The organism is Pyrinomonas methylaliphatogenes (genome assembly GCF_000820845.2).
GTDB classification, from domain to species: Bacteria; Acidobacteriota; Blastocatellia; order Pyrinomonadales; family Pyrinomonadaceae; genus Pyrinomonas; species Pyrinomonas methylaliphatogenes.
Genome location: NZ_CBXV010000001.1, coordinates 13,196 through 38,332 on the forward strand (window position 1 = coordinate 13,196; position 25,137 = coordinate 38,332).

At 60.4% G+C, this 25,137-nt stretch carries 14 protein-coding genes; all 14 read right to left on the minus strand.

Translation table 11 applies throughout. From position 1 onward, the window contains the following. Window positions 1-44: 44 nt before the first annotated feature. Entirely contained in the window at window positions 45-818 is a 774-nt protein-coding gene (cobA, locus tag PYK22_RS00055) for a uroporphyrinogen-III C-methyltransferase (RefSeq protein ID WP_041972979.1), read from the minus strand. A 46-nt stretch (window positions 819-864) separates the two neighbouring features. Next, window positions 865-2,373, minus strand: coding sequence for a hypothetical protein (locus tag PYK22_RS00060; protein ID WP_162199759.1), 1,509 nt, complete (start codon window positions 2,371-2,373; stop codon window positions 865-867). A 107-nt stretch (window positions 2,374-2,480) separates the two neighbouring features. Beyond that, window positions 2,481-2,882: a nitrite reductase small subunit NirD gene (nirD, locus tag PYK22_RS18120; protein WP_211197555.1), complete on the minus strand. Its 402-nt coding sequence runs from the start codon at window positions 2,880-2,882 to the stop codon at window positions 2,481-2,483. An 18-nt stretch (window positions 2,883-2,900) separates the two neighbouring features. Continuing rightward, complete coding sequence (nirB, locus tag PYK22_RS00070; RefSeq protein WP_041972985.1) at window positions 2,901-5,417, minus strand: nitrite reductase large subunit NirB; 2,517 nt, start codon at window positions 5,415-5,417, stop codon at window positions 2,901-2,903. 63 nt (window positions 5,418-5,480) lie between these two features. Then, complete coding sequence (locus PYK22_RS00075) at window positions 5,481-6,953, minus strand: FAD-dependent oxidoreductase (protein WP_060635152.1); 1,473 nt, start codon at window positions 6,951-6,953, stop codon at window positions 5,481-5,483. Further along, window positions 6,950-9,082: a molybdopterin oxidoreductase family protein gene (locus PYK22_RS00080; protein WP_211197556.1), complete on the minus strand. Its 2,133-nt coding sequence runs from the start codon at window positions 9,080-9,082 to the stop codon at window positions 6,950-6,952. Before PYK22_RS00080 ends, PYK22_RS00075 begins: the two co-directional genes overlap by 4 nt. 14 nt (window positions 9,083-9,096) lie before the next feature. After that, window positions 9,097-10,341: a nitrate/nitrite transporter gene (locus PYK22_RS00085; protein ID WP_041973499.1), complete on the minus strand. Its 1,245-nt coding sequence runs from the start codon at window positions 10,339-10,341 to the stop codon at window positions 9,097-9,099. Window positions 10,342-10,609: 268 nt separating this feature from the next. Continuing rightward, window positions 10,610-12,148 carry a nif-specific transcriptional activator NifA gene (gene nifA / locus PYK22_RS00090; RefSeq protein ID WP_041972987.1) on the minus strand — a complete coding sequence of 513 codons (1,539 nt, stop codon included), beginning with the start codon at window positions 12,146-12,148 and terminating at the stop codon, window positions 10,610-10,612. Window positions 12,149-12,300: 152 nt separating this feature from the next. Further along, window positions 12,301-13,020 carry a type 1 glutamine amidotransferase gene (locus PYK22_RS00095; protein WP_041972989.1) on the minus strand — a complete coding sequence of 240 codons (720 nt, stop codon included), beginning with the start codon at window positions 13,018-13,020 and terminating at the stop codon, window positions 12,301-12,303. A gap of 270 nt (window positions 13,021-13,290) precedes the next feature. Next, window positions 13,291-14,472, minus strand: a complete 1,182-nt coding sequence (locus PYK22_RS00100; protein ID WP_041972991.1) for a PepSY-associated TM helix domain-containing protein — start codon at window positions 14,470-14,472, stop codon at window positions 13,291-13,293. A 123-nt stretch (window positions 14,473-14,595) separates the two neighbouring features. Then, window positions 14,596-16,929 carry a TonB-dependent siderophore receptor gene (locus PYK22_RS00105; RefSeq protein WP_060635153.1) on the minus strand — a complete coding sequence of 778 codons (2,334 nt, stop codon included), beginning with the start codon at window positions 16,927-16,929 and terminating at the stop codon, window positions 14,596-14,598. Between the two features lie 1,331 nt (window positions 16,930-18,260). Beyond that, window positions 18,261-21,149, minus strand: a complete 2,889-nt coding sequence (locus tag PYK22_RS00120; RefSeq protein ID WP_041972999.1) for a M14 family zinc carboxypeptidase — start codon at window positions 21,147-21,149, stop codon at window positions 18,261-18,263. 440 nt (window positions 21,150-21,589) lie between these two features. Continuing rightward, on the minus strand, window positions 21,590-23,215 hold the full coding sequence (locus PYK22_RS00130) for a glycoside hydrolase family 43 protein (RefSeq protein WP_041973504.1): 1,626 nt from the start codon (window positions 23,213-23,215) through the stop codon (window positions 21,590-21,592). Window positions 23,216-23,561: 346 nt separating this feature from the next. Next, on the minus strand, window positions 23,562-25,130 hold the full coding sequence (locus tag PYK22_RS00135) for a UxaA family hydrolase (protein WP_041973005.1): 1,569 nt from the start codon (window positions 25,128-25,130) through the stop codon (window positions 23,562-23,564). Window positions 25,131-25,137: the final 7 nt, after the last annotated feature.

Below are 25,137 nucleotides of genomic sequence, written 5' to 3' on the forward strand. Positions count from 1 at the left end.
GGAACCCACGATCCTTCCCCACGAGCGAAGTTGCGGCATCGATCTCATTTCATCGCAAGATGGAGAGACGAGCCCGAATGTTCGTCCAGCGATGAATCGCCCCAAGGTGCGAGGCAGCGCCGTAGGTTCACGACCTTACCGATGATCCAAACGGCTGGCGGGTGGACTTCGACTCGGCCTTCGGCGACGCTGACAAGCTCGCTCGTGATGACCCTCTCCGCAGGCGTCGCGCCGTTTTCGATAAAAGCCACCGGTTCATCCGGCGGGCGTCCATGTTCGATCAATCTCTGCGCGATCTTCCGTCGTTCGTTGACTCCCATCAGGATGATCAGTGTCTCAACTCGAGCGACGGCGGCCAGATTCAACTCTGCGCCCTCTTGGCGGTGACCTGCGATCACGGCGAAGGAGGCCGAGATGCCGCGGTATGTGAGCGGGATTCCGGCGAGGCTAGGGAGCGAGAGGGCTGAAGATAGGCCCGGAACCACCTCCACCGCGATGCCATGCGCATTGAGAAAAGCCCACTCTTCGCCGCCTCTGCCGAAGACGAATGGATCGCCCCCTTTGAGGCGCACGACGACCTTGTTCTCCTTGGCGAGATTCAACAGAGTCGAGTTGATTCGATCTTGAAAGCGTTGTTCGCCGTGGGATTTGCCGACGTATATCAAGGTCGCCTTGGGAGGGCAGAGTTTGAGGACTTCTGCGGTCACGAGACGGTCATAAAGCACGACATCGGCGCGCTCAAGCGCGCGCACGGCTTTGAGCGTCAACAGGTCCGGGTCGCCCGGGCCAGCCCCGATGATGTACACCTTACCGCTCATCCTTCTCATCGGCGATCCGAAGCTATCGTTGCCGAACGCAACTCGACTAGAAGCTGAAGATCGTCGCCGCGTTGAGATGATTGACCCTCTGTTTGCCGCTGATCAGATAGCTCGTCTCGAGGCGTCTGAACTCTATCCCCCACGAAAGCTGTGGCGAGATTTTGTAAATGAGATTGATCGCGCCGCCCACATTGCGCGTGCGCCAATCTCTAGGCGACGCGCTCCGTAGATCTCGGTCGCGCGGATCGTCAAGGCCAAACGAGGCGTAGAGGGTCGCGCGTTCGCTAAGGGCGGGCAATGTCCAGCCGAGTTGCACCCAGCCGCCGCGAGTTCCGATCGCTTTGGCGCGCGTCGAAGGCGGCATCCCTTCGCGTCGAACGATCGCATCAGGGTTGAAACCTTGAAAGATTCCGCTCTGAAAGCCGGCGAGGTCCTCTCCGATGAACGCCTCTCCGCTTAAAGTGAGATCTCGCGACAGCGGAGTGGACCAGTCGAGCGCCAATCCATCTGAATTGATCCTCTCTTTGGCTACGCGCGCGCGCCCGTAGTGGACGGAGATCCCGATGTTGCCGGTCCGCTTCGATCCCAGCCAGTTCTGGCCGGAGAGCGCGATGCGACCTTGAAAGAAAGGGAGGCGCGAAGCCGATCCGGTGCTCGGCTGAAGGGTGAAGGGCGCGCTTGTCCCTGATGGGTAATCGCCCGTCGAAGGAGCAAGAAGAGCAGCCTGCCAGAGAAGAACTCCGTCGAACGAGCGATGTTCCACCCTGATTTGGGGCAAGCGCGCCCATGGGTTCCCCGCTGCCGCCATCTGTGGAACGGCGGCGGCAGCGATGGAAGTCGGATTCGCCGGGGCAAAGACCATCCAATCTTGACCCATGATGAGCGCCGTGCGTTTCCAATCGAGCCGCGCGAACGCCAAACGCAATCGAACGAGACTGAAATTCTCGCCGATGCCGATCGCCGGAAACCCTCCGAAGAAATCGGCTTCGACCGTTCCGCTCGATCTTGCGTGAAGCATTTCCGGACCGGTGAGCCGTAGGCCCAATCGGGTCTGTCGGACGCTCGCCCCGATCCCGCCCGATCCGGTCGGCGCGGCAAACAGCGGAACGTCGGCATTGTTGCTCGCGCCGCTGTTTCCGAAGAGGTTAAAGTAGATGGCGCCGTAAGGTGTGGCGTGAAAAGGGCCGAGTTCGATCCCTTGCGTCCGTTCTGAGGCTCGGTGAGAGGCGGCAGCCTTAGACTCAGCTTGCGCGTTCGCGGCGAGACCGAGCGACGCGGCGCAAGGGGAGGAAGCTGCCCCGCTCTTCGTTTGCGGCGCGACGAGGCGTTTGAGTTCGGCCAGCTCCGCGCACAGAGATTCAATCTGGGCCTCCATGCGATGGATTCGAGCTTGCAACTCTTCTTGCGTGGGAGAAGGTGAGCTCCCATTCGTTTGCGCAGAAGCGAGTTGAGCCGAAAAGACCAGCGAGAGGAGAAGCGCGCACAGTCCCTCTCCGACCGGGGACTTGAGATATGGAACGGAATGGAAGCAAGTAGCCATCGATATTTTGAACATGGTTCGTTTCCTCCTCGCCACGAGCTTCGCGGTGTGGCGATTGAGGAGGAAATGATTTTGATCATTCTCGCGGTCGCACATCTTGAGCTTCAGCTAAACAACACGCCCTACGCCATCATCCCGTGTTGCGCGGTCGGTTCGGCTCCTCGAACGACCAGGGGTGAATTGGCGGCGAGAGATTCATCCGCCACGACGGCGACGAAGACCTCTCGTCCCACGACTCTCACCGGATAGGTCGGCACGCGAACCTGCGGATCGTCGAGACACTCTCCGGTCTGCAGGTTGAAACGATGCTTCAGCAGCGGCGAGGCCACCATCCAGACTTCGCCTTTGTTCCCGACGATGCCGCGCGAAAGCACATTGGCACAGGTGAAAGGATCGAAATTCGAGATGGCGAACAGTTGATCGCCAGCGACGCGAAAGATCGCCACTTGATGTCCTTCGACCTTGGCGCAGACGCCTGAGAAGGGAAGTATGTCGTCGATTTTGCAGACCTTATGCCACAACATCTTCATCTCCTCCTCGGATCAAAAGTTGGTCAAAACCGGGAGCGACCGCGCCTTTTCGGCGAGCGTCGCCGGTCGCGGTTGCCCGCGTTCGATGACGACCACGACGTTATCATCGGGATCATCGGAATTGATGAAGTGGCGGAACTGTTTGAGCTTTTCGGGATCTTCGAGCGTCGCCTTCCATTCGCATCTGTAGGTGGCGATGTGATGTTGCATCATCGCCTCCAGTTCGGCGGCGAGTCCGAGCGCGTCGTCGACGATGACGCGGCGCAAGTACTCGATGCCGCCTTCGAGCTTCGCCAGCCATGTCGAGGTGCGCTGCAATCGATCTGCGGTGCGGATGTAGAACATGATGAAACGATCGAGATAGCGTATAAGCGTCTCCTCGTCTAGATCGGCGGCGAGCAGTTGCGCGTGGGCCGGACGCATCCCGCCGTTGCCGCAGACGAAAAGGTTCCAGCCCTTTTCGGTCGCCACGACGCCGAAATCTTTGTTGTTCATCTCGGCGCAATCGCGCGTGCAGCCTGAGACGGCCCCTTTGATCTTATGCGGCGCGCGCAATCCCTTGTAGCGGTTCTCCAAGCGAATGGCGAGCGAGGTCGAATCCTGCACGCCATAGCGGCACCACGTCTGCCCGACACAGGATTTCACCGTGCGCAAGGCCTTCCCATAAGCGTGGCCCGATTCGAAGCCGGCTTCGATCAGCTCTTTCCAGATCGAAGGCAGTTGCTCGAGGCGTGCGCCGAAAAGATCGACGCGCTGTCCGCCCGTGATCTTGCAATAGAGGTTGTATTTTTTCGCGACCTGGCCCAGCACGATCAACTTATCGGGCGTGATCTCGCCGCCCGGCACGCGCGGGACGATCGAGTAGGTGCCATCCTTCTGCATATTGGCCAGGAAACGGTCGTTCGTATCTTGCAATGGAGCGAGTTCATCCTTGAGGATGTATTCGTTGTGGATGCTGGCGAGGATGGAAGCGATTGCCGGTTTACATATCTCACAACCGTAACCGCGGCCATAATCGCGCAGAAGCTCTTCGAAGGTGCGATAGCCTTTGACGCGCACGATGTCGAAGAGTTCTTGACGGCTATAAGCGAAGTGCTCGCAAAGGTGATTGGCGACCCGTTCGCCCAATCGAGCCAGTTCGGCCTTGAGTATCTCAGTGATCGTCGGCACGCAACCGCCGCAACCGGTTCCAGCTTTGGTGCAGCGTTTGATCTCGGCGAGTTCGCGCGCGCCAGCCTTGATGGCTTCGACGATGCTCGCTTTGGGCACGTTCTCGCAATTGCAGATTCTCGCTTCGGCGGGCAGCTCGGCTCCCTTTTCGGTGCCATCTTGGGGCAAAATCAGTTGACGCGGGTTTTGCGGCAGCGGCGCGCGGCTTTGCCAGAGGGCGAGCAGCCTGTTGTATTCCGCCGCATCGCCAACGAGTATGCCGCCAAACAGTCGTTTGCCGTCACGGCTGATGACCAGCTTCTTGTAGATCCCTTCGAGCGGATCGGCGAACCAGATCTCTTCTGCCTCTGGGCTTCGTGCGTGCGCATCGCCGAAACTCGCGACCTCGACGCCTAGAAGCTTCAGCTTGGTCGAAAGATCGGCGCCGGCAAAGCGCGCGGTTCCATCGCCGGCGAGGTGAGCCGCGAGCGCTTTGGCCATCGCATAACCCGGCGCGACCAATCCGTAGATGGTGCCGTTGTGCGAAGCGCATTCGCCGATGGCGTAAATATCGGGATCGCTGGTCCGGCAGTGATCGTCAATCGCGATCCCGCCGCGCGGCCCGATCTCGAGTCCAGCGGCGCGGGCCAATTCGTCGCGTGGGCGGATGCCTGCCGAAAAGATGACGAGATCGGCCTCTAACATGCTGCCGTCGGCGAAGACGATTCCGGCGGCGCGTCCATCGCGCGCGATGATGCGTTGCGCCATCGCTCCAGTGCGCACTTCGATCCCCATCGCTTCGATGATCCTTTTGAGGAACCGCCCGCCGATCTCGTCGAGTTGAAGAGGCATCAGGTGCGGGGCGACTTCGATGACGTGCGTCGCGAGCCCTAATTTGCGCAGCGCCCCTGCGGCTTCGAGACCGAGAAGGCCGCCGCCGATGATCGCGCCGCTTTGTGAGAGCTTGGCGTAAGCTTCGATTCGCTCCAAGTCTTCGATGGTGCGGTAGACGAAGCATCCTTCCAGTTCTGCGCCTTCGATCGGCGGGACGAACGGGCGCGATCCTGTAGCGAGAACGAGTTTGTCGTAGGGGATGATTTGCGACGCGGTTCTGATGGTCTTAGTTCGGCGGTCTATCTCGAGGGCGCGTTCGAAGATGACCTTCACGCCCCAAGCCGCGTAGTCTTCCGCAGAGGTTAAAGATAGGTCGGGGCGCGGCGAGTCGAAGTAGTTGCTCAGATGCACGCGATCGTATGCCAGGCGCGGCTCTTCGCTGAGCACCGTGATGGTGAAGTCATCGGTGCCAGCGAGCGTCTCGATGAACTTGTGCCCGACCATCCCGTTGCCTACCACTACGAGTTGGCGCTTCCGTTCGCTCATCTCGCGAAACCTCCTTCCGACCGCCTCCGCAAAAGTTGCGCGCATGAACCCACCCTTAAGTTTTCAGCTTGCGGCATCATATGCGGCGCGCAGTTGCCCGACGCGTTCTGCAGCGGCGAGCGCGCCGCCCGTCTCGCGCAAGTGGGCCTCCAAAATCGCGTGAATCTCCGTCCGACACGAACCGCAACCCGTGCCTGCGCGCGTCGCTTTGGCGACGGCATCAACCGTGCAGTGGCCGGATCGAATGGCGGCGACGATCTTCGCTCGCGACACGCCGTTGCAATGGCAGATGCGTTGCGTCTCGGACGCTTTAGGGATATTGGACCAGGCGAACGAAAACATGATCTCTGCCGGATTCTCCGGCAGGCGCGCTCTCCGATCGAAAGCTTGAAGCAGAGTTGGAATGGTCATCCCATCGCCGAGCAGAATGGCTCCGATCAAACGTCCGTTCCTGATGATCAGCTTCTTGTAGACGGCGCGCGATGGGTCGGAGTAGACGACCACCTCGTCATTCGGTCGCTGCGGATCCTTCGCTCCCATGACGGTCAGTTCGATCCCCGCGACTTTCAATCTGGTGGAGACTCGCGAACCGGTGTAACGTGCTGCCGGGTTGCGGCGTGCGAGGCGTTCGGCCAAGATGCGCGCCTGGTCCCACAGGGGAGCGACGGTTCCGTAAGTTTGCCCGTTATGCTCTGCGCATTCGCCGATGGCGTAGATGTCCGGATCATCGGGCGAAGCGAGGTCATCGCCGATGACGATGCCGCGCTCGACCGCCAATCCGGCTTTCTGAGCCAACTCGACGTTGGGGCGCGTGCCGGCACAGACGATCACCATGTCGCAATCGAGCGTCGCTCCGTCGTCGAAGACGAGGCCCGTGACGCGATCTTGGCCGAGCGTCGCGATCGTTCGCTTCCTCAGATGGATCTTGAGTCCCATTCTCTCCAACTCTCTCTTGAGGATCGCTCCGCCCGTAGCATCGAGTTGCGCCTCCATCAAATGGGACATCAAGTGGACGACGTGCGTTTCAAGACCCAGCTTCAAAAGGCCGTATGCCGCTTCCAAGCCGAGCAGCCCGCCGCCGATGATGGCCGCTCTTTGTGCATGCTTCGCTTCTTTCGCGATGCGACGGCAATCATCCAGCGTGCGAAAGACGAAGACGCCATCCTTCGAGAGGCCTTCGATCGGCGGGATGACGGGACGGCTGCCTGTGGCGATCACGAGCTTGTCATAAGCTTCCGCGCAGCCCCCTTCGCCTATGACCCGTTTCGCTTGGCGATCGATCTCAAGCGCGCGCACGCCCAAGTGGAGACGAACGCCGTTCTCGCGATACCAGTCAGGAGGATTGATGAAGATATCTTGCGCGTCATAAGTGCCCGCGAGCACGTTGGAGAGTAGAATGCGATTGTAGTTGCCATAAGGTTCATCACCGAAGACGGCGATCTCAAAGAGCGCGCCGCCTCCTTGAGCCAGCAGTTCTTCGACGAATCTGGCTCCAGCCATGCCGTTGCCGATGATGACCAGTCGTTGCTTGCTCATCCTTCCTTCCCGTTCGCGCTCGACCGTTCTAGACGAGCGGCGCACACCTTAAATTCCGGCATCTTGCTGATGGGATCGAGCGCGGCATTAGTCAAGCGGTTGATCGCGAGCGCGTTGCCCCAGTGGAACGGCACGAAGATCGTGTCTTCGCGGATATCTGCCGTCACCCGAACTTTGAACTCCGCCGCGCCGCGCCTCGTCCGCAAGATGGCTCGGTCACCTTCGGCAAGACCATAAAGCTTCGCCGTCGCCGGATGGATCTCGATCGATGGTTCTTCGACCAGTTCGCGCAGTTCGGCGATGCGGCGCGTCTGTGCGCCCGACTGGTAGTGCGCGAGCAGCCGTCCCGTCGTCAGATAGAGCGGATACTCTTCATCAATCTCCTCCGCTGGCGGTCGATATTCGATCGCGTGGAAACGGGCGCGCCCGTTCGCCGTGGGGAAAGAGTCGGCGAACATGCGTGGCGTGCCGGGATGATCCTCCGCCGGACAGGGCCAGAAGATGCCGCGATTGGCTTCGATCTTCTCGTAGGTGATCCCGGAGTAGTCAGCTAAACCTCCTGCGCTCGCGCGACGCAACTCATCGAAGACCTCACGAGGACCGGCGAACGAAAAGGATGAGGCGTGGCCCAGATGCGCGGCGAGCGCGCATAGGATCTCGATGTCGGTGAGCACGCCTTCGGGCGGCGAAAACGCGCGGCGGCGTAGGATGACGCGCCCTTCAAGATTGGTCATCGTCCCTTCTTCTTCAGCCCATTGGGCCGATGGGAGGACGACGTCCGCAAGCTGCGCCGTCTCTGAAAGGAAGAAGTCGGCGACCGCCAGAAAATCCAGAGCTTCGAAGCGTGCCATGATATGGGCCGCGTTCGGCGCGGAGACGACCGGGTTCGATCCCATCACCAGAAGCGCGCGCACGCCATCTTCGCGCCCGAGTCCGTCGAGCATCTCGTAAGCCGATCTGCCCGGGCCAGGGAGCGCATCTTCAGCGATCCGCCAAACGGCGGCGATGTGACGGCGGGCCGCCGGATCATCAAGGCGTCGGTAGCCGGGCAGTTGATCGGCCTTTTGGCCGTGTTCGCGCCCGCCTTGCCCATTGCCCTGTCCGGTCAGGCAGCCATATCCGCTCGAAGGCTTACCGACCAGCCCCAAAGCCAGAGCGATGTTGATGTAGGCGAGCGCATTATCGACGCCGCGCGCTTGTTGTTCGGCGCCGCGCGCCGTAAGCACCATCGCCGTCTCCGCGCGGCCCAAAAGATGAGCGGCTTCGATCAATTGCGCGACGGGGACGCCCGTGATGCGTTCGACTCGTTCGGGCCAGTAGCTTGCGATCGTGCGTCGGACGAGCTCAAAGCCTTCGGTTCGCTCGCGTATATATTGCTCGTCGATCAACCCATCGCGCACGAGCAAATGAAGCAGCCCGTTGGCGAGCGCGGCGTCGGTGCCGGGCGTAAGCTGCAGATGGATGTCGGCAGCGGCGGCGGTCGGCGTGCGCCGCGGGTCGATGACGATCAGTCGCCCTCCGTTTTCGCGCTGACGCTGAAAATACTGCATGATCGGCGGCATCGTTTCAGCCGCGTTGCTTCCGACGAGCAAGATCGTTTCCGCGTGAGCGATCTCTTCGAGCGGAAAGGGCAGACCTCGATCCACGCCGAAGGCCTTGATGCTGGCCGCCGCGGCGCTCGACATGCAGAAACGCCCGTTGTAGTCGATGCTCGCCGTGCCGAGCGCGACGCGCGCGAATTTGCCGAGCAGATAGGCCTTCTCGTTCGTCAACGCGCCGCTCCCGAAGAGGCCGACGGCATTCGGACCATAACGCGCGCGAGCGTCGATAAAGGCGCGCGCGATGCGCGCGAGCGCATCATCCCATGTCGTCGGGACAAGCTCACCGCGCGCGTTGCGCGCCAAGGGCTGGCGCAAGCGCTCAGGATGCTCCAACGCGGCGGCACTGGTCCAGCCCTTGACGCACAAGGCCCCTTTGTTGACGGGGAAGGATTCGTCGCCTTCGACGATGATCTTCGATCCGGAACGAGACAAACGCATGCCGCATTGAAAAGCGCAATATGGACAGTGCGTGAAGACCGCGTCCGACATCGCCCTATGAAACTCGATCCCTTGAAGCGCGACGGCCATTACGCTGATCCTTCTCAGAAGGTCGTCTCGATATCGCCCTCGATCCACGGAGCGACTCTCACTTTGCCTCCCTCGCCGATCCATTCCCGCCTCCATTCGCGCTGGGCCAACGAGAGCACGGCCATGCAGCTCCCCGCGACCAGCGCGAGGATCAGGAAGCCGGGCGTGAAAGAATCCGTGAGCTGCTTTAAGTGGCCCAGAATCGTCGGCAGGAAGTACCCGCCCAATCCGCCTGCCGCGCCGACTATCCCGGTGATGATCCCTACCTCTTCGCGGAAACGTTGCGGGACGAGCTGGAAGACTGAACCGTTCCCCATCCCCATGCACATCATCGCGACGAAGAGAAGGGTGGTCGTGACGCCGAGCGCCGGAAGCGATGCGACGCAGGCCAGCATCAAGCTCATCACGGCGTAGAGTAGGATCAACATCCGAATGCCTCCGACCCGATCGGCGAGCCAGCCGCCAACCGGGCGGAAGAAACTTCCAGCGATCACGCAAACGGTGGCAAAATCTGCGGCCCGCACCGCGTTCAACTGATACTGCGTGTTGAAGAAGACCGTCAGATAGTTGGCCATTCCGGAAAACCCGCCGAACGTGACCATATAGAGGAGGCAGAAGACCCATGTGTCCTTCTCCCTCAACACGCGGACGTAATCGCTCAACCTCTTCGGCTCGGGGCGATCGGGACTGTCCCTGGCGATGAGGAGGAAGATGAGAAACACGATCGCCAACGGGATCAAGGCGAGACCGAAGACGACGTGCCAATCTCCAAACCAACGGGCCAGGCGGTTGGCGAAGAGTGTGCTGAAGATCGTGCCGCTGTTGCCCGCACCGGCGATCCCTAAAGCCAATCCTTGGTGCTCAGGCGGATACCATCGGCTGGCGAGCGGCAAAGCGGCGGCAAAGCTTGCGCCAGCGATGCCGAGCATCAGCGCGACGAAATACATGTCGTCGAGCGAATCGGCAACCCGCCATCCGATCACGAGCGGCACGGCGGTCAGCGCCATGCCGAGAAGCCCTGTCCTTTTGGGGCCGATCCGATCGGTCAGATAACCCAGGACTAGGCGCAGGAAGGATCCTCCCAACAGCGGGAGCGCGACGAGGTTCGCCTTCTGCGCCGCGTTCAGATGAAAATCTTCGGCGATCAAGACGGCCAACGGACCGATCAGCACCCAGATCATGAAGCTGATGTCGAAGTAGAGAAAAGCGCCGACCAGAGATCCCAAATGACCGCTCTTCAAAAACGACTTCCGATCCATCATCATTCGAGTCCTCGCTTCGCGAGCGCACCGTCATCTTCCACTTATCACGCGAGGACCTTTAAGCAATGACCATGCCAATCGCCACGGGGGATCGCGTGGGCGTCTCTATATGGTTGCGAAGAATAGACTTGCCGTCTCGAAGGGCTTCGAAGCGGAGCGGGGCCGGAGACGAGAGGAAACTACAAAATTGTAAGCTGTGAGCATCCGGATTACATCTTTGTTGGAGGAGGCGTCGCCTCGCCTTCAAGATGGATCCGCCGCCAACTCAGACGCGGAAGCGGTTGCAGTCGATCTCATACTTCTTCACCTTGTAATTCAGAATCCGTTCGGTCGTTTTAAGTAGACGCGCCGCTTTGGCGCGATTGCCTCGCGTCGTCTTCAACGCGTCGAGGATGAGATCTTTCTCATAAGCCTGCACGGCTTCTGCCAACGACAAGTTCACGACCGTGCCGGAGGCTTCCGCCGTTTGCAGCGTCGGCGGCAGATGGTGCGCGTGGATGACGCTCCCTTCGCAGACGAGGACGGAACGCTCGATGCAATTTTCGAGTTCGCGCACGTTGCCGGGCCAGTGATAGCTCATCAGCATGTCAATGGCCGGCGTCGAGATGCGTTTGATGTTCTTGCCATGTTCGCGCGAGTATTTTTCGAGGAAATGATCGGCAAGAAGCAGTATGTCCGGTTTCCTCTCTCTCAACGGGGGAACGAAGATCGTAAAGACGTTGAGGCGATAGTAGAGATCTTCGCGGAACGCGCCTTCGGCGATGGCCTTTTCGAGATCCTTGTTGGTCGCAGCGATCAGGCGGACGTTGACGCGGATCGTTTCGGTGCCGCCGAGCCGCTCGAACTCGCGCTCTTGGAGCACGCGCAGCAGCTTCACTTGCGTCGAAAGGTTCAGATCGCCGATCTCATCGAGGAAGATCGTCCCGCCGTCGGCCAGTTCGAAACGCCCTTTCTTGCGCGTAAGGGCGCCCGTAAACGCGCCTTTCTCGTAGCCGAATAGCTCAGATTCGATGAGCGTTTCAGGTAGCGCCGCGCAGCTTACCTTGATGAACGGCTTCTTCGCGCGCGGCGAGTTATAGTGGATCGCATGCGCGATCAGCTCTTTACCCGTGCCCGATTCGCCGCGGATAAGCACGGTCGTGTTGGTGCGCGCCACCTGCGCCATCTGCTCGTAAACCTGGCGCATCGGGCCGCTGTTGCCGATGATGTTCGAGAAATCATAGCGCTCGCGCAACTCTTGACGCAGATGGATGTTCTCGTCCATCAAGCGTTGTCGCTCGGCCTCGATCGCGCGTTGCAGTTTGAGCGATTGCGCGACCATCGAGGCGACGACTTTGAGGAATTTGACCGCGCGATCGTAGTCGCGATCCTTTTTGAAGGGAAGATCGACGCCCAGCGCTCCTACCGCTTTGCGATTGAGCGTGATCGGCACGCAGATGAAGCTGAATTCCTTGTCGCCCAGCTCCCTTTTGGCGGCGCGATTGAGGAAGAGCGGCTCGCGACTCACTTGCGGGACGACTACGGGTTTGCCGCTTTCGATCACCCGACCCGTGATCCCTTCGCCGAGCCTATAACGCGCGCGGGCGCCGTCGCTCGAAATCCCGTTGGCCGCTTCGATGTAGATCTCGCCATCCTCTTCGTTGAGGAGCGTGATCATGCCGCGCACCATGTTGTGGTGTCGCTCGAGCACCTCGAGCACGCGATGGAGAGCCGCCTTGAAATTGAGCGTGCTCGAGAGGGCCTGACTGATCTCCAGCAGGGAGGTCAGTTTTCTGATCTCACTGGTCGTCTCGGTCGTCGCCATACAATTCTGTGGGAATCGTCGCCCATAGATTACAAAATTGTAATCACCATCTTCCCGACAATCTTGTCGGAAAGCGGCATCGTCGGAACATTATTGTAGGTCGGTGGAGCGGCCCCTTCAAGGCGATTCGATTTATCGGGCGATTACTAATCCTAATGGCGGACGGGGTTCGCGGAAGGCGGCAGCGCGCGAAGGCGATCGAGCAGGCGATGGAGCGCTGCGTTGATGGTGGCGCACGCCGCGCTTTGGGCGAGCATCTGCTCCGGCGTTTGAACGAAATCGCCAGCGACGATCTCGTCGGCGCAGTTTTCGATGAGCGCCCTGATGCTCTGCGGCGTGCTTTCGAGATGGAACTGGAGGGCGATGACGCGAGCGCCGTGGATGAAGGCTTGATTTGGGCAGGCCTCGCTGCTCGCAAGGCGCATCGCGCCGGACGGGAGCTCGAACGCATCGCCGTGCCAGTGAAAGGCGATCATCCTTTGCGGGAAGGAGTCGAAGAGAGGCAAGGTCAACGCTTCACGGGTCAGTTCGATGGGAAACCAACCGATCTCTTTATGCGCGTTGCGGAAGACGCGCGCGCCCAGCACGTCGGCGATCAACTGCCCGCCCAAACATATCCCGATGATCGTCTTCCCATGCGCGATGGCGCGTTCGATCAACCTCTTCTCTTCGGTCAACCAAGGGTAGAGATCCTCTTGGTAAACGTTCATCGGTCCGCCCATCACGATGAGCCAGTCGAAATCATCGATCTGCGGTAGCGGGTCGCCCGCATAGAAGCGCGTGCAGGATGCGCGGAGGTCGTTCTTGCTGATCCAGTCTTTGATGCTCGCAGCATCTTCAAACGGGACGTGCTGCAGATAGTGGATCTTCATCGCGATTCGTGCGCCCCTTTGCTCGGTCGAAGCTGTTCGCCTTTCGTCTGACGGGCATAATCTCAGGCGCAGCCCGATGCGCCAAGCTTATGCTTCAAAGCGGGATCCGTTGTCAAGCTTCGCCGCAAAGCGCAGGCTGCCTGTCGCGGCGGTCGAGGAAACGACGGCTTCCGAGCTTTCGTCGTAAGGATCATCTCTCGGGCGCAATAAAGAAGCTCGCGTCAGAGCTGCTCGCTTCCGAGCTTTCGTCGTAAGGGGCAGACCCCGTCCTCAACGTCGCCACTTGCTCGCTACGCGGTTCCACCACATCAGAAATCCGGTGATGAAGAGGAGCGGCGGGATGAGTCCGGCGAGCAACCAAAGCCAGCGCGTGAGCGCGCCGCCGATGGTCCCGAAGTGCAGGGGGGTGATCAAGGCGACGAGCCGCGCGCCGAGCGGGGCGCGCCGCGCATCTTCGACGCGCAAAACCTCGCCGTCCTTCTGGTCCAGAAAGACGCGGCTGCGCACGAAGCGGCCCACATCTGCTGGCGGCTGTTTGATGACGACGAGCGGTTCATCGGGCGAAGCGGGTAGATTGATCTGTACGGTGCGGTCCTGTGGCAACGCGCCGTCGGCGATGCGAACGAGTTCGTCCAGGACGAGCGGCGCGGAACCGTCTCTCGTTTGTGCCGGGAGGCGCGGAGGAGGCGATTGCTGGCTTCGCGTCAGGCGATAAACGGCTTTGTTGATCTCCTGCGGCCAGGCGTAATAGGCTCCGGTCAGCGCGATGACGAGCACGATGGGCAGGCTGTAGAACCCGCTCGCGTGATGCAGATCCCACGCGAGCGCCTTCCACGAGGCGCGCCACCGAACGCCAAGCCCGCGCTTGTGGCGCTTCCAGCCGAGATACCAGAGCCAGATGCCCGTCGCGCAGAGCAGCGCGAGAAGCAGACCGCAGATGCCGACGATGAAGCGACCCGTTCGCCCCATGAGCAGATTCGAGTGCAAAAGGCGAATCTGCCACAGCCATGAATCGTTGCGATTGCGTTCGCCGACGACCGTGCCCGTGTAGGGATCAACGTAGACTGAAAGGCCGGCGGGCGGTCCGCCCGGACCGCCGCGGGCGCGCATCTGAACTACGATCGTTCGATCCGCGCTCGTCGGAAGGCTGAGCGATTGCGCGCGCAGTTCCGGATGTGCGCGCGCCGCGGCTTCGAGCGCGGTTTGCAAAGACGCGCGCTCGCGGCGCGGCGCAACATGCGTCAGGCGCTCGTTGAGCGCATCGTCCAATTCGGGATAGAAGACGAGCAGGCTGCCCGTGAGGCCGAAAATCAGCATGAGCAGTCCGGTGAGCATGCCGGTCCACAGGTGGATCTGAAAGAGCGCGCGCTTGAGCCGCGGCTTGCGCTTCGGCGATTTTGCCGGCTCGGAAATCGCGATGCTCTCTTCATCCGATAGGATCTCTGTGCTCATAGTGTGACTCCGGAATGATGTTTAACTGAATTTAGTCGCTGGTTTCATCCCCACGCCAATGGTCGGCCCACGATCACGGACTGACCATTGATGCAGGCGTTGGTGTGCGGACTTAGGGCGACGCTACCAGCGATAGCGCAGCGTGAATGAACCATTGATAGGCGCGCCCGGAAGGATGCCGTTATCGCCGTTAGATGTTTCATAGTAGCGACGATTGGTGATGTTGCGCAGATTGATGCCGGCCTCGTAGTGCTCGCGACGCCAAAACAGCCCGGCATCGAAACGGATGAAGCCGGGCAGCGTGACGAGATTGTTGGCCGAAGTGAAGACTTTGCTTCGTCCGTAAGCGCCGAATCCGATGGCGAAGTTCTTCGGCAGCGCATAGGTCATCCAGAGATTGCCCATCGCTTGTGGGATCAGCCCGGCGCGACGGCCTTGAAGCGGAACGCCGGCAGAGACGCTCGTCGAGCGCACGATGCGTGCCGATTGCAGCGAGAATCCGCCAAACAGGTCCAATCCGCGAAGCGGCGTTCCGGCAAACGTCGTCTCGAGCCCATCGGTGCGCTGTTTGCCTATGGGCAGCAGGCGCGTCGGATTTTGCGGATCGGTCGTCTTGATGTTGTCGCGCTCCAGGCGGAAAACGGCGAGCGTCGTGTTAAGACGCCATGGCACGATCGTCGCTTTCACGCCGGCTTCATAGTTGCGCGTCGTCTCAGGCCCGATCTCGGCGTTGTTCGTCGCCAGAGAGAGGTTCTCGCCGGACGGTTGGAACGAACGCGTGAAGCTTACGTAGAGCGAAACGAGTTGCGTCGGCTGATAGACCAGCCCGACGCGCGGACTCCACTCGCGATCGATCCTTTGTAGCGTCGGTCCGCCTAGGAAATCAACCAGCTTTTGATTGAAGCGATCGAAACGGGCGCCAGCGAGCAGCTTCCACTGTCGCGCGAACGTGATCATGTCCTGCGCGTAGAGGCCGAGGACGCGCCCATCGAAATCGTTGTTCGTCGTCGGACGATTCGAGGTAATGGGTGACGTCAGCACCGGATCGATGAGCGCGACCGAACTGGCCGTGCTATTGCGATAGATCGTGCTCGCGCGATCCTGCGCGCCGAGCTCGATGCCCACGAGGGCAAGGTGCTGCCAATCGAAGAGGCGGAACGAACCGGTCGCTTCCGTTTGATTGAAGTAATTGTCCTGCCTCGAACTGCCGCTATACTGAAAGCGCAGGACGCGCAATTGCCCATTTACGACGGAGATGCCGTTCGGTCCGGTGTTGTAGAAATCGGTCGCATATCCGATATGCCGGAAGACGTTGCGTACCGACCATGCCCCATCGATCTTATGATCGATTTTGATGGCCTGCGAGAAAGCGCGATTGGTGATCGAATCCTTGTCCGGATAGCCATAGTAAGTGCCGACGGGCACATCCACCGGGCGCCCGCGATAAGAGGGCAGGCCGCGATCGGGCAAGCGGTGATCTTGCAAGTACTCGACTTGCATGAGAACGTCGGTGTCCGAAGTCGGACGCCACGCGAGCGACGGGGCGATGAACCCGCGACGAAGGAAGAAGTAGTGGCGAAAGCTCCCGGTCTCTTCGCCCGCGCCGATCAGGCGAAAGGCGAACTTATCGCTAATCAACGGACGCCCGACATCGATCACGCCGCGCTTCAGGCCATAAGAGCCGAAGATCAGATCGGCGTTGCCGACCGCGCCCTCAAAGCTCGGACGCTTGGTCACACGATTGATCAACCCTCCCGAGGACCCGCGGCCATAGAGCACAGCCGCCGGACCTTTGACCACTTCGATTCGCTCGACGTTGGCCAGTTCACGATAATAAGGCGCATCGTCGCGTATGCCGTCGATGAACTGATCGCCGAGCGCGTTAAAGCCGCGGATGAGGAATTGGTCGCGCCGCCCCTCGCCCTGCGCCACAACGACGCTCGTCACGTTATAGAGAGCATCTTGCATGGAGCGGACAGCTTGAGATTCCATCAACTGGCGATTGACGATCTCCACCGCTTGCGGCAGATCCCGCGTTGGGATGGGAAGTTTGGCGACCGTCTCGCTCTCGACCGAGACATATTCGGAGTTGGCGACGACCGTCACCTCGCCCGCTAGCGGTCGCGGTTCGAGAGTCAAATTGACGGTTTGCGCGGCTTCGTCCGGGAGGCGCAAATTCCGCGTCGTTTCGGCCATGCCGGGCTTCGTTACGCGGAGCAGGTACTCTCCGGCGGCTGGAGCTTGCAGGCGGAACTCGCCAGCGGAATCGGTCTCCGTTTCCGCGACCCCTCTTCCTTGCTTATCGGTCAGACGGACTTGTGCTCCGACAACGGCAGCGCCGTTTTTGTCTGTAACGCTGCCGTGTAAGTCGAGCGTTTGGGCCACCGCCCAGGGCGGCAGCGCGAGAGAGAGCAACGCGAGGATGGCGCACCGAAGGGATCCGATAGAGCAGAGCATTGGACTACCTCCGTAAGATGGCATGGAGTTTGAGATCATCTCTTTTGATCTGAAAATGAAATTGAAAACTATTTTCAAGAACCGGCGAATATATATAATCGAACCCTCGCCCGATGTCAACCCGGTAAGTCCCAAAGTTTAATAAGTCCCAAAGTTTAATGGGAATGGTCGGCGCGTTGATGCCGAGCGAATCGATTAGAAAGGTCGGACTCTTCAAATGTTCAGTGTGAGAGGCGAGGCAATGGATACCGACGAATCGTTGCGACTCTTCATCAGTTGCGGGGTGCGCGCATCTATTGACGCCCGAGAGCGGCGGCGGACCGCAAATCCCAAGGTTCGATGAGGGGCGTGCGCGCGGCATCGGGCACGGCAACGATAGAGCGCAAATTCCGGGGATCGAGGAGAGGCTTCGCGACTATCCGCATAAAATATAAACAAACAGTATCTTTTTGTAACATGTTCGACATGAAACTCTCCGTTTGGGCGAGAAAGAACGGCGTCAGTTACAGGACGGCTTGGCGCTTGTGCAAAGAGGGCTACATAAAGGGCCATCAAATGCCGACCGGAACGATCATCGTCATTGAAGACGAAAAAGAGAGGAGTCTCAGGCGCTCATCACTTGCTCGTCGTGTAGTTATGTTGATGTAGTTATGTTGATGAAGAGAACAGAAGGGTGAGAGATCAGTTTGAGTGCCGAGTTTGTCGAAAGAATCTCCATGCTGACGTGAACGCCGCCAGAAACCTCAAGGAACGTTTTCTTGCGGGATGGGCAGTTTCGCGCGGCGGTAAGGAGCAAGCCCTCAGGCGACAGGTTAACGTATCAATCGCGAACCTATCGTCTGCGCGGTATCGGAGCCTGTGGAGTAAGGGGGCGCAGCTTACTCGCCCGAAACCACTTATTTTCGGGTGGTTTTGGGTGATAGCTTCGAACCCGAGGTATGGGCAAATCCCGCCTAAGGAATATTTGTTCATGCTAAAGGATGTAGTGCCGAGCTCCGAGACAAATTCCGAAATTCGGTAAACAGCTTTCTTGCGAAAGCGCGCTTCCGAGACGCCACAGCGCGCGTCGAGACAAATTCCGAATTCGGTAAACAGCTTTCTTGGGGTGTTGGGGGCTTCAGCCTCTTTCAGAGACAAGCAGCTTCCGAGATTCGGTAAACAATTAGCAGCATTGCCGCTCGATGGCCTCTCTCATCGCGACAAACTCACGCGATGGCGCTTCGCGTCTGGCGGCTACTGGCATATTGCCGCTCGATGGCCTCTCTCATCGCGACAAACCGCTTCTGGAGCGCGGTAAACAGCCCCGCCGCTTCGAGCGGCGAGGCTGGCTATCATCTGCGCCCCGCATCCAGATGATCGAAGTTAAGCAGCGCGTTGAACAAGAGGAAGAAACTGCCTTGCGTCTGGTGTCGCCACATCGGATTGGTCGCAAACAGCACGACGTGGCCGCGACCAACCGGAACGTCGATCACCGCTGGCGCGCCCGCTAGCTCCGCGGCGCCGGCCAGCATGCCGCTCACCAGAAGGTTCTTCTCGTCGGGCACAAAGCGCAGGACGACGCGCGGCCTTTCGTTCGCTGGAGTCAAGAACGGTCCGAGCATGAGGCGCTGTTCTTCGGTCAACTGCTCTTCGCCCGATCTCGACGGTCTCGCTGGCGTCGGCTCGGGTTGTGGCATCGCCTGCACGATGTCCGGGTCGGTCGGACTCCCACGCCCCGATGGACGCCCGCCGCTCATCTCGCCACCCTCCATGCGCGCCGTCGGTTGTTGCACGCGAAAGAGCGGCGCTTGATTGAAGTAGATGGCCAGCGTCTCGCCGTACCCATAAGCGATCGGGCTGCGGCGATCGGCGAACGTGGCGTTGTAAACGGAACCGCGCGCTTGGAGCTGACGCGGCTCTTGAATCGCGACGCCGGAGACCAATCCGTAATCGAGCGCGACGCGCGCGCAGTTGGTGATCGGGATAAAAAGCCCGCCCTCTTCGACGAATCGGCGCAGGTTGAGCACGCCTTCGAGTCCCATCCCGCCGCGCATGTCATCCGTTTGATCGGGCGAGAGCGCGAGGTTCGGCGTCATCTCCGAGCCTCGCCACGGGATCGGGGCGTCGCCCGCGCGCTTCGGGATACCGTTGACGATCGCTTGCGCGGTGCCGCCGACGGGCGGGAAGATGATCACGTCGAACCGCGCGCGCAAGTTCGGCGTGTTGCGCACCACTTGATCGGAGATGTACGTGTAAGGGATCTTCAGCCGGTCGAACTCGATGCGGAACCAACCGTCGTTCTGCGTATTGGTCCACGTGTGGAGGATCGCCACGCGCGGCACGGCGAGCGGATGCGCTTTGATTTCGGGCAGCTTCTCGACGGCGTAGGCGGTCAAGCCGAGTTCAGCCGTCGCCGCTTCGAGCCTTTGACGCAGATCGGGCGGATTGCCTTCGGCGCGGATGATGAAGGAGCCGGCGTTGAACTGCCGGTCGCCGACTTTGAACGGATCTTCCGCCGCTTCCATTCGCACATCGGCCAGACGGAAACGAAGCGTCGCGAGCGTGTTATCGGTGTTGTGGTTGATGATGTAACCGGCTGCGCCCGAGCCGATCACTTGTCCGCGCACCATCGCGTCGCTCGTCAGCAACTCCATCGGCGCTTGCAACACGCGCGTGTCCGTGACGCGCACGGTGCGGACGTTGCGCAGCGCGCCCAAGGTCCAACCGGTATCATCATACGGACGCGGGTCGTTCACGTTGTAATACTGCGTATCGAGGAGCATGTCGGCCATGCGCGAGTAGGGCTGGTCCATGCGTACGATGTAAGAGCCGGCGGGGAAACGCTGCTCCTTGCCGTCTTTGTTCTTGACCGTGAAATCGGCGGTCGCGCGATGAACTTCGACGCCCATCAGCCGCAGCAGGTTGACCATGTCGGCAGCTTCCACGGGACGCGCTTCATCTCCGGGAATGACGTAGGCGGCCGGTCCTTCGTTGGTCGCTTTGGCGATGGCCCGTTTGCTCTTGATGTAGAAGTTGCGCAAGAAACGCTCCTTGTTCGCCGCGACGAAGTTCATCGCGAACAGAAGCGCCGACTGCTGAAGATTGATGTTGTTGCGCAGCGACCAGCGCACGCGCGGCAGCGGCGGATTGGGCCGGTACCAATCGCGTTGCGCCTGCGCTCCGACGGTGCGCTCCAAAGTGTCGGCCACGCTGTTGCCGAACGTCTCGTAGAAACGACCGATGGCGTTGTGCCCGTTGGCGACATAGAACATGTAGTTCGGCGCCCATCCATCGTAGAAGCCGTGCGTCCAGACGCCGGGCACGCCGCGCTTGGTCATCTCTTCGATCTCGTAATAGGCGAGCACGTGCCATTCGTCGATGACCAGCGGATCGAGCCAAGCGTTGTATGGTCCGGTTCCGGTCGAAGTGTAAAGAAACGGCACCGATTCGTGCAGATCGTGCAAGATGGTCGGATGGTACTCCAAGAAGGTCTTCATCTGATTGCGCGAGAGCGCGAGCGCCATTCCGAGTCCGTCGCGGTTGTTGTCATGCGCGACGTACTTGCCCCAGTAGACGAGCGGCGGCGCGAACTTGTCGGGATTCGCCTTGCGGTAGTTGTAGATATCGACCATTTTGTCATGCCCATCGACTTCGAGCACGGGCGTGATCATGACGATCAAGTTCCGTCGGATCGTTTGGATGAAGGGCGTCTCTTCGACGGCGAGCCGGTAGGCGAGTTCCATCAACATTTCGGGTGAGCCCGTTTCTGGCGAGTGGATCGAGCCCGAAGCCCAGTAGAACGGTTTGCCTTCGGCGATCAGCTTCTCGGCTTCCGCCTCGGTGATCTGGCGCGGGTCGGCGAGCTTGGCGGTGATCTCTTTGTAACGGTCAAGCCGCGCGAGATTCTCTTCGTCGCTCACCAACACGAGAAGCTGTTCGCGCCCCTCTTCTGATTTTTCGGGCGCGACAAAGACGCGCACGCGCGGGCTCGCCTTCTCCAGCGCGCGGAAGTAACGGTGGATGTCCTTCGTGTAGGTGAGCTTGCCCGGCGTCCCGATGACGTAGCCGAGCACTTTGTCGGGCGAAGGGACTGTAGCCGATGCGGGCAAGTGATCGACCAATTCGGTCAAGAAGTAAGGTGCTGTCGTGTACTCTTTGATTTTAGCCGTATAGGCGGGGTCAAGTGTGGGCAGTGGATCGGTTCGTCGGTCGCGGCTCGCCCGTTGCGCGACCAGTGGCATGGTAGTGAGTGAGATGGCGATCAGCAAAAATTGGATTGCCGCGATGCGCTTCTGTGCCTCGTGTCGGAAGGATCTACGGGATGATCGCTCGATGTTCGAGTCACAGCTTCTATTCTCCATCCGCATGATCGTCGCTCCGAAATCTTGGTTTCAAACGAGCATTTCTATCGCGCACGCTCTTGCCATGAACGTTGCGTGAAAGTTTGATCTAGCTCATGACAAAGGGGATCGATTCATCCTGTCAGCCTGCGAAACGTTAGGACACTTGATGAAGCGAATTTTATACTCCTCGCGGAGGGAAAAAGTTTCAATGGCCGCGTTCTGACAGATGTGGCGCGGGAAGCGGCCTCAGTGGCGCGAACCCCTTCGGCTTTCAGCCATCGATCGTTCGATTGGGCGAGCTTGATGAGATCGCGGCTTTGGTTTCAGCCGTGAGGCGATCATTCGACTCTGAACCAATCTACGTCGGCGTAACCGAATTCGCGCGCCGTGCCCGGTCCCGTTGCGAACAACCCTACCTTCGCGCCGATCCAGCGACCCGGCTTGGCCATGAAAGCCTCGCCGAGAGGCGAAAAGCGCGCGCCGTCCGCGCTGTAGCTGAAAATGCAACGGGCGCCTTCGGCGACCTCGACGCGCAGGTAGAAGGTCCGCTCGGTGAGTTTGATGGCGGAGGTTCGCTCCTCTGGCGCTTGCTGATCGGCTCCTCGGCAGGTGGCTTGCAGAACGTAAAGACCATCGGGGCGCTTCTCAACGGCGATATAGGCGTAATCCGTGCCCATGACGATCAAGCCGATTCGCTCGCCGTCGGCGCGCGGCGTGAAAGTCAGTTTGGTTGTAACGGTGAAGCGTGGGGCGGGAAACTTCTGCAACAGCAGATTGGGCAGTTGCCAGAGATTTTTGCTCCCTTCAGGCGCGGGCACGTTGAACAGGCGAAGGAAACCGAGGCTCGATGGGAAAGCCCAGTTAGGTTGAGGATTGGCGTGCCACTGCCATTGCAGCCCGAGTCGCGGGGCGTCGAACTCGTCGGAGTCGGGGGGCGTCGCTATCGGGTATGTGCGCCCGACGTTCGGTTTGCGATAGATCAGAACGGGCTCGCCCGTCCCATCTCCGTCGGGATCGCTTCCGATCACCGGCCAATCATCGCGCCAGACCATCGGCTGCAAATGAACGACGCGACCATAAGCGCCCTTGTCTTGAAAGTGTATGAACCACGATTCGCCGGTCTGCGTTTCGACCCAGCCGCCTTGATGCGGGCCGTTGACCGAGGTGCGCCCTTGCGCCAAGACCGTGCGAACTTCATATGGTCCATAGACGTTGCGCGCGCGCAGGACCAGTTGCCAGCCGGTTTCGACGCCGCCCGCCGGCGCGAAGATGTAGTAGTAGCCGTTTCGCTTGTAGAATTTCGGTCCTTCGACCGTTGGATTCCGATCGTGCCCATCGAAGACGATGACGCCATCGTCTAGGAGCTTCGTTCCATCGGGGCTCATCCGGCTGACGATGAGCACGCTCTTGATGCCGGATCGGCTCGCCGCCATCGCGCTCACAAGGTAAGCTTGCCCATCGTCGTCCCAAAGAGGGCACGGATCTATCCAGCCTTTGGCCTCTTTGATCAACAACGGTTCGGACCAGTCGCCGCGCGGATCCTTCGCCTTCGTCATGTAGATGCCCCGATCAGGATCGGCGTAGTAGATGTAGAACTCGCCGTTGTGAAAGCGTATGGCCGGCGCCCAGACGCCGCCGCCATGTTGCGGGCGCGCGAAAAGATCGAACGGCGGTTGACGCTTGAGCGCATATCCGATGATGGTCCAGTTGACCAGATCTCTGGAGTGCAGGATCGGAAGTCCGGGGATGCAATTGAAGCTCGATGCCGTCATGTAGTAATCGTCGCCGACGCGAATGACGTCCGGATCAGAATAGTCGGCGTGAATGATCGGGTTGCGATAGGTCCCGTCGCCGTTGTCGGCCACCCAGACTTTCGAGACGCTTTGCGATTCGGAGACGAGAGGGAAAAGGAGAATGCAGGTCAGCGCCAACCGAATCGCACGAGATTCCGTGTTGAATCGCATCTTAAAGAAGGCGTCCTGTTGGAACTTCGTGATCGACCGCAAACCCGCTCTTCGAGAGCGGGCGGCGCGCTGGCGAAAGTTATCCGATAAAAATCGAACCGCTCGAACTCATCGCGGCGCGCCATCGCAAGCGGCGCTCAAAGGGTTCGAACGGTGGCGAACTCTCGCCGGGCGAATGGCTGATGGTCTTCGGGCCGCACGCCGGACCGGCCCGCCCTCAGATATAATGCGCAGTTTCAACATCGCGCTTTGTTGCGCTAGATGTCACTCTCGGTCCGATCCTCGAAATCGCGCTGATGAGGTCGCCCTAGATGACATCCCGGATCGATCCAGCGCCGAGCCGGAGTCACAGCGAGACGGTCTGTTCGGCCCACACCTGAAACTCGCGATGCCCGTTCTCCTCGGCCTTTGCTCGAACCTCACCGCTCGCCACGCGCAGCATGTGATCGAAGATGCGCTGGCCCACCTGTTCGATGGTCTCCGTGCCGTCGATGATCGTCCCTGCCGAAAGGTCTATGTCGTTGCGCATCCGCTCGTAAACGGGCGTGTTCGAGGCCACCTTCACCACCGGCGCGATCGCGTTGCCGATGGTCGTCCCGCGCCCCGTCGTAAAGAGCACGATGGTCGCTCCGGCGGCCACCAGCCCGGGCGTCGATTCCTGATCGTAGCCCGGCCCCTGCATCAACCACAGCCCGCGCCCGGGCACGCGCTCGCCGTACTCGATGACGCCTTCGACGCGCGTCGTCCCGCCTTTGGCGATCGCTCCCAATGACTTGATCGTGATGTTGAGCAGCCCCCCGGCCACGTTGCCCGGCGAGGGGTTCTCGTTGAGCACCGCCCCGAACTTCGAGGCGTACTCCTTGTACCAATCGACCAGGCGATAGACGGCGCGCCCCGTCGCCGCATCGCGCGCCCGCCACGCTAGGATGTGTTCGGCGCCGCAGAACTCCGGTACTTCGGTCATCAACACGGTGCCGCCGGAGCGGACCAGCAGATCGGCTGCCTGGCCCACCGCCGGATTGGCCGAAAGCCCAGAAAATCCGTCCGACCCGCCGCATTTGACGCCGAGCACGAGTTCGCCCGCCGACACCTCGCGCCGCTCGGCAGCGTTCGCCGCGGGCAACATCTTCTCGATCTCGCGCAGCCCGCGATCGATGGCCGCGCGTGTGCCGCCCGCTTCTTGAATGCCGATGCGCGCCAGAGGTTTGTTGAGTTCCATGGCGCGCTCTCTCATCCAACGCTCCATGCGTGCCAGGTTGGTCTTCTCGCAACCGAGATCGATCAAGAGAACTGCCCCAACGTTCGGGTGGGCCGCGTAGTTGGCCAGCGTCCGCAAAAGGACTTCCAGCGTCGAGCCGTCCTGACAGCCGCACCCTTTGTTATGTGGGATCGCCACCACGCCATCGACGTTCGGAAAGCGCGCGCGCACGTCGAAAAGGTGTTCGGCCAAAGTGGCGATCTGTTGCGCTTCGTGGCTGGCGCACATCGACGTCGGGATGACGAGCACGTGGTTGCGCGTCCCGACGCGCCCATCCGGACGGACGAAGCCGCGAAAGCGCGCTCTCTGCTCCTCCGGAAAGTAATCGGGCGGCGGATTGTGAAGGTCTTCGGGCAGATCGCGCACCACCGGCACGTCGTTCGACATGTTGGCGTGCGTCACCCACTCGCCCGCGCCGATGCCGCGGCTCGTGCCGATCGGCTGCCCGTACTGACGGACGAACTCGCCCGGCGGGATCGCGCAGAGCGCGAAGCGGTGGCCCGGCGGGATCTCATCTTCAACTACGATGACACGCCCGTCGAACGAAAGGCGCAATCCGCGCGACGTCCGTCGCTTGACGACGGCGACGTTGTCCTCTGGGTTGACGATGACCGCGTATTCGCCGAGCGGCGCAGCGCCCGATGGTTCTCCTCTCATGTGCGCT